This is a genomic window from Pseudomonas sp. H1_D04, assembly GCF_054683855.1.
In genome coordinates this window covers 1,917,276-1,930,474 of record NZ_CP162826.1, presented here as the reverse complement: position 1 = coordinate 1,930,474, position 13,199 = coordinate 1,917,276, and the positions used below count along the sequence as shown (strand labels likewise).

General features: G+C 60.7%; 12 protein-coding genes. 8 read left to right on the top strand and 4 right to left on the bottom strand.

Going from position 1 to position 13,199, the window contains the following annotated elements; translation table 11 throughout:
* Positions 1-63 precede the first annotated feature (63 nt).
* The 8 genes from AB4N82_RS08755 (at position 64) to AB4N82_RS08720 (ending at position 9,764) form a co-directional block, all read left to right on the top strand.
* Complete coding sequence (locus AB4N82_RS08755; protein WP_095186308.1) at positions 64-846, top strand: MetQ/NlpA family ABC transporter substrate-binding protein; 783 nt, start codon at positions 64-66, stop codon at positions 844-846.
* A gap of 511 nt (positions 847-1,357) precedes the next feature.
* Positions 1,358-2,023: an amino acid ABC transporter permease gene (locus AB4N82_RS08750; protein ID WP_032884903.1), complete on the top strand. Its 666-nt coding sequence runs from the start codon at positions 1,358-1,360 to the stop codon at positions 2,021-2,023.
* Positions 2,004-2,663 carry an amino acid ABC transporter permease gene (locus tag AB4N82_RS08745; protein ID WP_032884905.1) on the top strand — a complete coding sequence of 220 codons (660 nt, stop codon included), beginning with the start codon at positions 2,004-2,006 and terminating at the stop codon, positions 2,661-2,663. Before AB4N82_RS08750 ends, AB4N82_RS08745 begins: the two co-directional genes overlap by 20 nt.
* Entirely contained in the window at positions 2,660-3,436 is a 777-nt protein-coding gene (locus tag AB4N82_RS08740; RefSeq protein WP_032884906.1) for an amino acid ABC transporter ATP-binding protein, read from the top strand. Before AB4N82_RS08745 ends, AB4N82_RS08740 begins: the two co-directional genes overlap by 4 nt.
* On the top strand, positions 3,433-4,284 hold the full coding sequence (locus AB4N82_RS08735; RefSeq protein ID WP_095186306.1) for a transporter substrate-binding domain-containing protein: 852 nt from the start codon (positions 3,433-3,435) through the stop codon (positions 4,282-4,284). The genes AB4N82_RS08740 and AB4N82_RS08735 overlap by 4 nt, the downstream gene beginning before the upstream one ends.
* 277 nt (positions 4,285-4,561) lie before the next feature.
* Entirely contained in the window at positions 4,562-5,644 is a 1,083-nt protein-coding gene (locus tag AB4N82_RS08730) for an efflux RND transporter periplasmic adaptor subunit (protein WP_099602125.1), read from the top strand.
* Entirely contained in the window at positions 5,641-6,711 is a 1,071-nt protein-coding gene (locus tag AB4N82_RS08725) for an efflux RND transporter periplasmic adaptor subunit (protein ID WP_122764495.1), read from the top strand. Before AB4N82_RS08730 ends, AB4N82_RS08725 begins: the two co-directional genes overlap by 4 nt.
* Positions 6,708-9,764: an efflux RND transporter permease subunit gene (locus tag AB4N82_RS08720; RefSeq protein WP_099602126.1), complete on the top strand. Its 3,057-nt coding sequence runs from the start codon at positions 6,708-6,710 to the stop codon at positions 9,762-9,764. The genes AB4N82_RS08725 and AB4N82_RS08720 overlap by 4 nt, the downstream gene beginning before the upstream one ends.
* 110 nt (positions 9,765-9,874) lie before the next feature.
* Here AB4N82_RS08720 and AB4N82_RS08715 read toward each other — a convergent pair whose 3' ends face one another.
* From AB4N82_RS08715 to AB4N82_RS08700, 4 genes are read right to left on the bottom strand one after another with little or no spacing between them, the layout of a single operon-like run.
* Entirely contained in the window at positions 9,875-10,501 is a 627-nt protein-coding gene (locus AB4N82_RS08715; RefSeq protein ID WP_122682173.1) for a class I SAM-dependent methyltransferase, read from the bottom strand.
* 39 nt (positions 10,502-10,540) lie between these two features.
* On the bottom strand, positions 10,541-11,185 hold the full coding sequence (locus tag AB4N82_RS08710) for a methionine ABC transporter permease (protein WP_003187635.1): 645 nt from the start codon (positions 11,183-11,185) through the stop codon (positions 10,541-10,543).
* A complete protein-coding gene (locus tag AB4N82_RS08705; RefSeq protein ID WP_122764496.1) occupies positions 11,175-12,290 on the bottom strand; it encodes a methionine ABC transporter ATP-binding protein in 1,116 nt (371 codons plus the stop codon). The genes AB4N82_RS08710 and AB4N82_RS08705 overlap by 11 nt, the downstream gene beginning before the upstream one ends.
* Positions 12,287-13,102, bottom strand: a complete 816-nt coding sequence (locus AB4N82_RS08700; RefSeq protein WP_122764497.1) for a MetQ/NlpA family ABC transporter substrate-binding protein — start codon at positions 13,100-13,102, stop codon at positions 12,287-12,289. Before AB4N82_RS08700 ends, AB4N82_RS08705 begins: the two co-directional genes overlap by 4 nt.
* Positions 13,103-13,199 lie beyond the last annotated feature (97 nt).

Genomic DNA, 13,199 nt, shown 5'->3' with positions numbered 1-13,199 from the left:
CGCTGGCACACCACATAAAAACGGTCGTCACCGACGCCCCCGGAATTCCGATAAGGACACTGCATGAAAAAGGTTCTGTTGTTTACCGCTCTGGCGGCTGCCCTGACTGCCGGCTTCGCCCAGGCCAACGAGAAACTGGTCGTAGCCGCGACCCCAGTGCCGCACGCTGAGATCCTCGAACTGGTCAAGCCAGCCCTCAAAAAGCAAGGCGTGGACCTGGAAATCAAAGTCTTCACCGACTACGTACAGCCAAACGTGCAGGTTGCCGAGAAGCGCCTGGACGCCAACTACTTCCAGACCCTGCCGTACCTGGAAAACTTCAACAAGGGCAAGGGCACCAACCTGGTTACCGTGGTTGGCGTGCACGTTGAACCCTTCGGCGGTTACTCGAAAAAGATCAAGAATATTTCTGAGCTCAAAGATGGCGCCACCGTTGCCATCCCGAACGAAGGTTCCAACAGCGGCCGTGCCCTGTTGCTGCTGCAAAAGAACGGTCTGATCACCCTGAAAGACCCGACCAACGCCCTGGCCACGCCGAAAGACATCGCCAGCAACCCGAAGAACCTGAAGTTCAAAGAGCTGGAATCGGCCCTGCTGCCACGCGTGCTGGACCAGGTTGACCTGGATTTGATCAACACCAACTACGCCCTGGAAGCTGGCCTCAACCCAGCCAAGGACGCGCTGATCATCGAAAGTGCCGACTCGCCTTACGTGAACTTCCTGGTGGCTCGCCCGGACAACAAGGACAGCGACGCTATCCAGAAACTGTCCAAGGCCCTGACCAGCCCGGAAGTGAAAGCATTCATCGAGAAGAAGTACAACGGCGCGGTCGTGCCGGCGTTCTGATGTAACTCAAAACCCCCTTCAAGGTTTCAACGCCGACGGCTTGTAGAGCGTCGGCGTTTTTTATGCCTGGAATTTGGAGTGCAATCGACATGCGGGAGGGGGCTTGCTCCCGATAGGGGTGTGTCAGTCAAAGATGTACTGACTGAACCACCGCTATCGGGAGCAAACCCCCTCCCACACTTGATCTTCATCTCACTTTGGATTGTTCGTGGTTTTAGAGAGCTCGGCTGTTAATCGCCCTGCGCAACGCCACCAACCACTTCACCAGCTCCTGCGGATCAATCGGTTTCGCTTTGTTCATGGTTCATTCCCTCGAAAAACAGACCCCCCAACCATAGCTGCCACCTGTCCAACCCGCGAATCCGGGGGTTATCTTTTTGGGTGATATCAATATGCTATTTAGGTATTTAAATTTTGCTTTTTATACCTTTAGAGTTCGCGCTACCCGGCGTTACCCACGCCGGAACGGACTGCGCTCGCGGCATTACCCATGCGGCGATATGGACTCAAGATGACCTTCGATTTCGCATTTATCCTCAGCACCCTGCCGGCGTTTCTAAAAGCCGTTGGGGTGACACTGCAAGTAGGCTTGATCGCCATTGCCACCTCGCTGTTGGTGGCGCTGATCAACGCCGCGCTGCTGGTGTTTCGCACGCCCTACCTGTCGCGCCTGGTAGCGCTGTACGTGGAGCTGGCGCGTAACACGCCGCTGCTGATCCAATTGTTTTTCGTGTACTTCGCCTTGCCGGCCCTGGGCTTCAATATCTCCGGGTTCTGGGCGGCCATCATCACCATGACCTTCCTCGGCGGTGCCTACCTCACCGAAGTGCTGCGCGCCGGTGTGGAAGCGGTGCCGCTGGCGCAGATCGAGTCGGGCAAGTCCATTGGCCTGTCTCACTGGCAACTGCTGCGCCACGTGATCCTGCCTCAAGCGGGCATCCTCAGCCTGCCGGCGTTGTTCGCCAACTTCATCTTCTTGCTCAAGGAGACCACCGTGGTCTCTGCCGTGGCGGTGCCGGAGATTCTCTACACCACCAAGAGCTACATCGCCCTCTACTACAAGACCTACGAAATGCTCGCCGTGCTGACGCTGATTTGCGTGCTGTTGTTCTTGCCGCTATCGCTGCTGCTCAGCCGCTTGGAAAGGAGGCTCCAGCATGGCCAGTTCGGGTCTTGAGTTGTTGTGGGTGTCGTTGCCGCAATTGGGTAAGGGCGCTGCGCAAACCCTGTCGATTTCGTTTTTGAGCATCGCCTTCAGTACGGTCGGCGGCGTGTTGTATGGCGTGCTGCGCACCTTGAACAACACGCTGATCAACGCGGTGCTGCGGGTATACCTGGAGCTGTTCCGGGCGATTCCAGTGCTGGTGTGGTTGTACCTGCTGTTCTTTGGCCTGCCGATCTTCTTTGGCCTGAGCATCCCGAGCTTCTGGTGCGCGGTGCTGGTGCTGTCGTTGTGGGGCGCCAGCGAAGTGGGCGAGGTGGTACGCGGCGCGTTGCATTCGCTGCCCCGTGGCCAGCGCGAAGCCGGCCTGTCGATTGGCTTGTCCGACCCGCAGTTATACGGCTACGTGTTGCTGCCCCAGGCCCTCAAGCGTATGACCCCGCCGACCATCAACGTCTACACGCGCATCATCAAGACCAGCTCCCTGGCGGTGCTGATCGGCGTGGTGGATGTGATCAAGGTGGGCCAGCAAATCATCGAGCGCACCTATGAGTCGGTTCTGATCTACGGCGTGCTGTTCCTGTTTTTCTTCTTTATCTGCTACCCGTTGTCGGCCGCCTCCAAGGTGCTGGAACGGCGCTGGGCCCAAGCATGAGCGCATTGATCGAGTTCCAGGGTTTCAACAAATTCTTCGGCGACCAGCAGGTGCTCAAGGGCATCGACCTGAGTGTGCAAAGCGGCGAAGTGGTGGTGATCCTCGGCCCCAGCGGCTGCGGCAAAAGCACCTTGTTGCGTTGCCTTAACGGGTTGGAAGTGGCCCACAGCGGCAGCCTGCGGTTTGCCGGCAAGGAGTTGCTGGAAAAAAATACCGACTGGCGCCAGGTACGCCAGGACATCGGCATGGTGTTCCAGAGCTACCACCTGTTCCCGCACATGAGTGTGCTCGACAACATCCTGCTCGGCCCGCTCAAAGTGCAAAAGCGCGACCCCCGCGAGGCCCGCGAGCAGGCCGAGAAACTGCTGGCGCGCGTGGGCCTGGCTGACAAACGCGATGCCTTCCCGCGCCAGCTTTCCGGCGGCCAGCAGCAACGCATCGCCATCGTCCGTTCGCTGTGCATGAACCCTCAAGTCATGCTGTTCGACGAAGTCACCGCCGCCCTCGACCCGGAGATGGTCAAGGAAGTGCTGGAAGTGATCCAAGGCCTGGCCCGCGATGGCATGACCCTGCTCATCGTCACCCATGAAATGGCCTTCGCCCGCGCCGTCGCCGACCGCGTGGTGTTTATGGAGGCCGGTCGCATCCTCGAACACAACACCCCCGAAGAATTCTTTACGAACCCGCAAACCGCACGCGCGCAGCAGTTCCTGGAGAAGTTCTCCTTTGTGTCAACACTGCCCAAGAAAACCAAGGAACTGGAGTTGCTATGAAAAAGTTACTGCTGCCACTGTTGGCCGTCGCCTTACTGGCCGGCTGCGATAAGAAGGCCGAAGAGCCCGCCAAACCTGCTGCTGCCGTGAGCTACCTCGACAAGATCAAGGCGCGCGACAAGCTGATCGTTGGGGTCTTCACTGACAAGCCACCGTTTGGTTTCGTAGATGAAGCCGGTCGCTACGTCGGCTTCGATACCGACATTGGCCGTCGATTCGCCAAAGACCTGTTGGGCGATGAAAACAAAGTCGAATTCGTCGCCGTCGAGCCGGCGAGTCGCATTCCGTTCCTGCAAAGCGATAAGGTCGACCTGATCCTCGCCAACATGACCGTGACCCCGGAACGCAAGGACGCCGTGGATTTCACCAACCCCAACCTGAAAGTCGCGGTACAGGCCTTGGTGCCGAACGACAGCTCGGTCAAAAGCTTGGACGACCTGGCCACCCGCACCACTATCGTCACCACCGGCACCACTGCTGACATCTGGCTGACCAAGAACCACCCGGATTGGAAACTGCTCAAGTTCGAAAAAAACTCCGAGTCGCTGCAAGCGTTGTCGGCTGGCCGTGGCGATGCCTATGCCCAGGACAACCTGGTGCTGTTCAGCTGGGCCAAGCAGAACCCCGGCTACCGCGTGCTGGAAGAGAAACTCGGCGACGAAGCGCCCATCGCGCCTGCCGTGAAGAAGGGCAACGTCGAACTGCGTGACTGGGTGAATGCCGAGTTGGCGAAGTTGGGTGAGGAGAAATTCCTGCTCAAGCTGTATGACCAATATGTGCGCAAAGAACTGAGCGATGACACCAAGCCTGAGAGTGTGATTGTTGAAGGCGGGAAGTGGCAGGGCTAGTTCTGCGCTGACTGTTATGCCGCTATCGGGAGCATGGGGTATCTACACAACTTTCAAACCCTGACAAATCTCCCTGTGGCGAGCGGGACAAGCCCGCTCGCCACTACAGCCCTATCTGCCGGACGTTCAGCGTTGAGCCAACGTTGTGTAGATACCTATGCCCCGATGAGGCCGGTGAACCCCCCTCAATATGCCTTCCCCATGCAGATAAGGAACCCTGATCTAAGCTCACAGTCGCATACACACTGGCACATCGCATCGCGCACAAGGAGTCTGCATGGGCGGTCGTATTTCCATCTGTATCGTCGGTTTGGGTTTAGTGGTGTTGCTGAGCGCTTGCGGCCAGGAAAAGGCTGAACCCAAGCAGCATTCCCGAGTATTTGTGCAAACCGTGCAGCCCGCGGATTTCGCCGCGGCAGTCACGCTGACCGGGGATGTCCAGGCGCGCGTGCAAACCGACTTGTCCTTCCGCGTCGGCGGAAAAATCATCCAGCGCATGGTGGATGTGGGCGACCGCGTGACCGCCCGACAAGTGCTGGCCAAGCTCGATCCCAAGGATTTGCAAACCAACGTCGATTCCGCTCAGGCCCAGGTCGTGGCGGAACAAGCGCGGGTCAAACAGACTGCCGCTGCCTTTGTGCGCCAGGAAAAACTCCTGCCCAAGGGCTACACCAGCCGCAGCGAATACGATTCTGCGCAGGCCGCGCTGCGCAGCAGCCAAAGTGCCCTGGCCGCCGCGCAGGCCCAGTTGGCCAACGCCCGTGAACAACTCGGCTATACCGCGCTGATTGCGGATGCGCCGGGAGTGATCACCGCACGCCAAGCTGAAGTCGGCCAGGTGGTGCAAGCCACCGTGCCGATTTTCAGCCTGGCCACCGATGGCGAGCGCGACGCGGTGTTCAACGTCTATGAGTCCCTGTTGGTGGAGCCGCCACCTGACGCGCCGATCACCGTCAGCCTGTTGGATAACCCCAGCATCAAAGCCCAGGGCAAAGTCCGTGAAGTCACGCCCGCCGTGGCGGCCAACACCGGCACGGTGCAGGTGAAGATTGCGCTGCAATCTCTGCCTAAAGGCATGCAGCTCGGTTCGGTGGTCAGCGCCACCGCCAATGGTCCGGCCAAGCCCAGCGTCGAGCTGCCGTGGTCGGCATTGACCAAAGACTTGAGCGAACCCGCCGTGTGGCTGGTCGACGGCGACGGCAAGGCGCAGTTGCATAAAGTCACGGTGGCGCGGTACCTCACCGGTAAGGTCATCATCAGTGACGGCCTTAAAGGCGGCGAAAAAGTCGTCGTGGCCGGTGGGCAATTGCTGCATCCCGGCATGTTGGTCGAGATTGCCCAGCAGGGAGCCAAGCCATGAAGCGCCTGACGCTCATACTCGCCGCCAGCCTGTTGCTGATGGCCTGCTCCAAGGAAGAACCCGCGCCCGAGCCGGTGCGCCCAGTTCTGTCCATGGAAGTGAAGGCCGAAGACCAGGAAACCCTCGGCCGCTTCGCCGGCACCATCCAGGCGCGCTACGAAAGCAACCTGGGGTTCCGTGTGTCGGGGCGTATCGCCCGCCGCGCCGTGGATGTGGGGGCTGAAGTGCAGAAGGGGGCCTTGCTCGCTGTCCTTGACCCCACCGACCAGCAAAACCAGTTGCGCGCCGCCCAAGGCGACCTCGCTCGCGTCCAGGCGCAATTCATCAACGCCGAGGCCAACGCTCGCCGCCAGCAGGAATTGTTCAACCGTGGCGTCGGCGCCCAGGCGCAGTTGGATATCGCCCAGACCGATCTGAAAACCACTCAGGCCTCTCTCCACCAGGCCCAAGCGTCAGTCAACCAAGCCAAGGACCAGCTCAACTACGCCGAGCTGCGCACCGACCACGCCGGTATTATCACCGCCTGGAACGCTGAGGCTGGCCAAGTGGTCAGCGCCGGTCAGCAAGTGGTGACCCTGGCGCGCCCGGACATCAAGGAGGCGGTGATCGACCTGCCCGCCGGTCTCGCCGAGCGGCTGCCCCCGGACGTGGTGTTTCTCGTCGCCGGGCAACTCGACCCCAGCGTCAACACCACTGCCACTGTGCGCGAGATCGAACCCCAGGCCCAAAGCGCCACGCGCACCCGTCGCGCGCGCCTGACCCTGGCCGAAACACCGCCCGCGTTCCGCCTTGGCACGGCGATCAGCGTGACCTTGAGTTCGGCCATCGCTCCACGCATCGAGTTGCCCCTGAGCGCCTTGCAGGATGTCGACGGCAAGACCCGCATCTGGATCCTCGACACCCAAAGCCAGACCGTGCAACCGCGCGACATCACGGTGCTTAGCCGTGATGCTGATAGCGCCTTGCTCAACGGTGGGGTCAAACCCGGCGAACGTATCGTCACCGCCGGCGTAAACAGCCTGAAGCCTGGGCAAAAAGTCAAAATCGACGAGGATAGCCCGCGATGAAAGGGAGCTTCAACTTATCCGACTGGGCCCTCAAGCATCAGTCCTTCGTCTGGTACCTGATGTTCGTCGCGCTGCTGATGGGCGTGTTCTCGTACATGAACCTGGGCCGCGAGGAAGACCCCTCGTTCACCATCAAGACCATGGTGATCCAGACCCGCTGGCCGGGCGCGACCCAGGAAGAAACCCTCAAGCAGGTCACCGACCGCATCGAGAAAAAACTCGAAGAGCTCGACTCCCTCGACTACGTGAAAAGCTACACGCGACCGGGTGAATCCACGGTGTTCGTGTTCCTCAAGGACACCACCAGCGCCAAGGCCATCCCGGAGATCTGGTATCAGGTCCGCAAGAAGATCGACGACATTCGCGGTAGCTTCCCCCAGGGCTTGCAGGGGCCGTCATTCAACGACGAATTCGGTGATGTGTTCGGCTCGGTCTACGCCTTTACCGGCGACGGCCTGTCGATGCGCCAGTTGCGCGACTACGTGGAGCAGGTGCGCGCGGAGATTCGTTCGGTGCCGGGGTTGGGCAAGGTCGAGATGATCGGCCAGCAGGACGAAGTGATTTACCTGAATTTCTCCACGCGCAAACTGGCTGCGTTGGGCGTTGACCAGCGCCAGGTGGTGCAGAGCCTGCAATCGCAGAACGCGGTGACCCCGGCCGGGGTGATCGAGGCCGGGCCTGAGCGGATTTCAGTGCGCACATCCGGGCAGTTTGCTTCGGAGAAAGACCTGGCCGATGTCAATTTGCGCCTCAATGACCGCTTCTATCGCCTGGCGGACATCGCCGAGATTACCCGTGGCTACGTCGACCCGGCGCGGCCGATGTTCCGCTTCAACGGCAAGCCGGCGATTGGTTTGGCCATCGCCATGCAGAAGGGCGGCAACATCCAGTCGTTCGGCAAGGCGCTGCACACGCGCATGGACGAACTGACCGCCGACCTGCCGGTGGGCGTCGGTGTGCATAAGGTCTCCGACCAGGCCGAGGTGGTGGAAGAGGCCGTCGGCGGCTTTACCAGCGCGCTGTTCGAAGCGGTGATCATCGTGTTGGTGGTGAGCTTTATCAGCCTCGGCATGCGCGCCGGGCTGGTGGTGGCGTGCTCGATTCCATTGGTGCTGGCGCTGGTGTTCGTGTTCATGGAATACAGCGGCATCACCATGCAGCGCGTGTCGCTCGGTGCGTTGATCATCGCCCTCGGCCTGTTGGTGGACGACGCGATGATCACTGTGGAGATGATGATCACGCGCCTGGAAAAAGGCGAAACCAAGGAGCAGGCCGCGACCTACGCCTACACCTCCACGGCATTCCCGATGCTTACCGGTACCTTGGTGACCGTCGCCGGTTTCGTGCCGATTGGCCTCAACGCCAGTTCGGCGGGCGAGTACACCTTCACCCTGTTCGCGGTGATTGCCGTAGCGATGCTGGTGTCGTGGGTGGTGGCGGTGCTGTTTGCGCCGGTGATTGGCGTGCACATCCTCAGTGCCAAGGTGAAACCCCACAGCGCTGAGCCGGGGCGCATCGGCCGTGCGTTCAATGGCGGCATGCTGTGGGCCATGCGCAACCGTTGGTGGGCCATCGGCATCACCGTGGGCCTGTTCGTGGCGTCGGTGTTCTCCATGCAGTTCGTGCAGAACCAGTTCTTCCCGTCGTCGGACCGACCGGAAATCCTCGTTGACCTCAACCTGCCGCAAAACGCCTCGATCAACGAGACGCGCAAGGCTGTTGATCGCCTCGAAGCGATCATCAAGGACGACCCGGACATTACGCGCTGGAGCACCTATATCGGCCAGGGCGCGATCCGTTTCTACCTGCCCCTCGATCAGCAATTGGAAAACCCGTATTACGCGCAGTTGGTGATCGTCAGCAAAGGCCTGGAAGAACGCGGTGAGCTGATCGCTCGCCTGCAAAAACGCCTGCGTGAAGACTTCGTCGGTATCGGCAGTTTTGTGCAGCCATTGGAAATGGGCCCGCCGGTGGGCCGCCCGATCCAGTATCGCGTGTCCGGCAAAGACACCGACCAAGTGCGCAAGCACGCCATCGAACTGGCGACCCTGCTGGATAAAAACACTCACCTGGGCGAGATCATCTACGACTGGAACGAGCCGGGCAAAGTGCTGCGCATCGACATTGCCCAGGACAAGGCGCGCCAGCTCGGGCTGTCATCCGAAGACGTGGCGCAGTTGATGAACAGCGTGGTCAGCGGCGCCTCGGTGACTCAGGTGCACGACGATATCTACCTGATCAACGTGGTCGGCCGCGCCGAGGACGCCGAGCGCGGTACCCCGGAAACCTTGCAGAACCTGCAGATTGTCACGCCCAACGGCACCTCGATCCCGCTGCTGGCGTTCGCCACTGTGCGCTATGAACTGGAGCAGCCGCTGGTGTGGCGTCGCGACCGCAAGCCGACCATCACCATCAAGGCCTCGGTGCGTGACGAGATGCAGCCGACCGACTTGGTCAAGCAGCTCAAGCCGGAGATCGACAAATTCAGCGACGGCCTGCCGGTGGGCTATAAGGTCGCCACGGGCGGTACCGTGGAGGAAAGCGGCAAGGCCCAAGGCCCGATTGCCAGCGTGGTGCCGTTGATGCTGTTCCTGATGGCGACGTTCCTGATGATCCAACTGCACAGCGTGCAGAAGATGTTCCTGGTGGCCAGTGTCGCGCCGTTGGGGCTGATCGGCGTGGTGCTGGCGTTGATCCCCACGGGCACGCCCATGGGCTTTGTTGCGATCCTCGGTATCCTGGCGCTGATCGGCATCATCATCCGCAACTCGGTGATCCTGGTGACGCAGATCCACGAATATGAAGTGGCCGGCTACACGCCGTGGGACGCGGTGGTGGAAGCCACCGAGCATCGGCGTCGTCCGATCCTGCTCACGGCGGCAGCGGCGAGTCTGGGCATGATCCCCATCGCCCGGGAAGTGTTCTGGGGGCCGATGGCTTACGCGATGATTGGCGGCATCATCATCGCCACCTTGCTGACGCTGTTGTTCCTGCCGGCGCTGTATGTGGCCTGGTACAAGATCCGCGAACCCCAACAGGAAGAACACGGTTAAAAATGTGGGAGGGGGGCTTGCCCCCGATGGCGGTGGGTCAGTCAAAGATGCTCCAACTGATCCACTGCTATCGGGGGCAAGCCCCCTCCCACATTTGAAGTGCGTTGCCTCTAAGGTCTGCGCCAGACACTGGCTAGCCAAGGCTGCTGCTCACGCGGCAACCCCGCCGGCCGGTAGTAATGCTCCAGCTCCACAAACCCAGCGGTGGTGAGCAGTGTTTGCCACGCCTCCAGGTCGTGATAAGCCCCATAGCGCGGCCCATTCCAGCCTTCCTGGTTCTCACCCCGCGGGTTGGAGCTGAACAGCACACCCCCAGGCTTCAGCGCCCCATGCAGTTGCTTGAGCACACGTGGCAGTTCCTGCTTGGGGATATGAAACAGCACCGCATTGGCAAAGATCCCATCGAAGCGTTCAGCGGGTAAGTCCAGCTTGAGGAAATCCTGCTGCAACACCTCGCAGCCGCTGTCTTCGCGCGCCATCTGCGCAAAGCGCTCCGAGCCGTCGAGGCCGACGGCGATATGGCCCATTCGCGTAAACGTCTGCAAATCCCGTCCCGGCCCGCAACCGAAATCCAGCACGGTGAACGGCGCAGCACCTTGGATATGCCGCAGCAGTGCGTCGATATTCTGGCTTACATCGTGATCGCGAGTGCCTTCACGGAAGTCCTCGGCCACTGTGTTGTAGTGGCCGAGGGTGGTGGACGTGATCTGGTTGAGATCGTCGGGCTTGAGGGTCATGACGGTGAATACCGGGCGCTGAGAGGGCCCGACTATACCTCACCTCTTGTTCAGCACCCGCGCCAGGCGATCGCCGCTCAGTTGAATCACCGCCACCAGCACCACCAGCAGCACAATCACGGTCAGCATGATCTGCGTGTCAAAACGCTGATAGCCGTAGCGGTACGCAATGTCGCCCAAGCCGCCGGCACCAATCGCGCCGGCCATGGCCGACGAGTTGATCATGGTCACCAGCGTAATCGTAAATCCGCCGACAATTCCCGGCAGCGCTTCGGGCAACAGCACATGCCAGATGATGTGCCAACGACGGCAGCCCATGGCTTGTGCGGCTTCGATCAGCCCGTGGTCGACCTCGCGCAAACTCACTTCGGCGATCCGCGCGAAGAACGGTGTCGCGGCGATGGTCAGCGGTACAACCGCCGCCCACACACCGTAGGTGGTGCCAACGATCAGCCGGGTGAACGGGATCAAGGCCACCATCAAAATCAAAAAAGGAATCGAGCGGAACAGATTGACGAAGGCCCCCAGCACCCGGTTCAGCGCCGGCGCCTGGTAGATGCCGCCCTTGTCGCTGGTCACCAGAAACACCGCCAGTGGAATCCCCACCAGCAATGCAATCAGCGACGACACGCCGACCATCAACAAGGTGTCGATGGCGCCCTGTACTAAACGATCAAACCACATAGCCCAGCACCTCCGCCTGTTGTGCCCAATTCGCGGCGCGGTTGCGCAGTTCTTCGGCGCTGTGGGGTGAGCCATTCACCGCCAGCAGCAATTGCCCCAAGGCATGGCCCTGGATGCGTTCCACACCGCCTTGCAGCAAGCGCACGCGCCCGCCGAGAGCGCTGAACAGCGCGGCCAGGTCCGGTTCATCGCTGGCACTGCCGGTGAGCTGCAAGCGCAACACCACTGCAGCGTCCGCTGATGACGGCGAGTGCTGCAACCGGCTTTGCAGTTCTTCCGGCAGCCCATGTTGCAGCGGCGCCAGCAGGGTCTTGCTGACCTCGTGCTGCGGGTTGCCAAACACTTGCCACACCGGGCCTTGCTCGACGATGCGCCCGTGTTCCAGCACCACCACGCGGTCGCAGATGTCGCGGATCACCGCCATCTCATGGGTGATCAAGACGATGGTCAGGCCCAGGCGCCGGTTGATCTCGCGCAACAGGCCGAGGATCGATTGGGTGGTCTCCGGGTCCAGCGCCGAGGTGGCTTCGTCGCACAGCAGGATCTGCGGGTCGTGCACCAGCGAACGGGCGATGCCCACGCGCTGTTTCTGCCCACCGGAAAGCTGCGCCGGGTAGGCCTTGTGCTTGTCCTGCAAACCCACTAACTCCAGCAGCTCACGCACCTTTTGCTCACGCTGGAGCTTGGGCACGCCGGCGACTTTCAGCGGCAATTCGACGTTCTGCCACACGGTCTTGGCCGACATCAGGTTGAAGTGCTGGAAGATCATGCCGATGCGCCGACGCAGCGCTACCAGATGGTCTTCGTCGAAGTCGCCGATGTCCACCTGATCGATCAGCACGCGCCCGCTGCTCGGTCGCTCCAGCCGGTTGATGGTGCGGATCAGTGAGGATTTACCAGCACCGCTGCGGCCAATGATGCCGAACACCTCACCGCGCTGGATCGCCAGGTCGATGCCTTGCAGGGCATGCACCTTGCCGTCGTAGGTCTTGCCCAGGTTGATAAAGCGCACGTGCGCGCGGTTCAGGTCTGGATGCAGTTCAGTCTGCTCGGCGTCCCTGGGCGGTGTGCCCAGGTCGCGCAGTTGAGAGTGGGCGGCGGTCATTTTTTATCTTCCCAACCCACTTGGTAAAGCTTGCCAAGGGATTTATCCAACGCAGCGCGCACCACCGGCGAGTGCTGGTAGATGTCGACGAACTTGATCACACGCGGGTCGGTTTTGCTCTTCGGTTGGATCACGAACTGGATCACGTATTCCGGGTGGTCGAGGCCGTCGAACAGCAGCGCCGATTCCGCGTCGAAAGTCTTGGACAGGCGGATATACGCCGGGTAGCCCTGCACCAGGTCTGCATCGTCATAGGCACGTACCAGCTGCACGGCCTCGACTTGCAGGATTTTGATTTTCTTTGGGTTTGCGACGATGTCTTCTTCGGTGGCCTTGTAGCCCACACCCGGCTTGAGGGTGATCAAGCCGGCCTTGGCCAGCAGTTGCAGGCCGCGACCGCTGTTGATCGGGTCGTTGGCGATGGCCACGCTGGCGCCTTCGGGCAGCTCGTTGAAGCTTTTGTACTTTTTCGAATACAGCCCGACGTTGTTGATGATGCCCGGCGCGTAAGGCACCAGGTCAAAACCGGCGGCGGCCTTGGCGTTTTCCAGGAAGGGGATGTGCTGGAAGTAGTTCACGTCAATATCGCCGGCGGCCAGGCTGACGTTGGGCGCGATCCAGTCGGTGAACTCCACCAGCTCGACTTTCAAGCCTTGCTTGCCGGCTTCGGCGACTGCGGCTTCCAGGGGAATCGCGAAGGCCGCGGTGGTGCCGATTTTCAACGGTGCATCGGCGGCGAACACCGCCGAGTTGAACAACCCGAAGGCCAGGGCCAGTGCTTTGACTGGGTTATTGAGGAATGTCTTTTTCATAGTGGATTTCCAGTCATAAGGTATTAGGACAAACAATGCAGATCCAATGTGGGAGGGGGCTTGCTCCCGATAGCGGAGTGTCAGCAAACCAATCCGG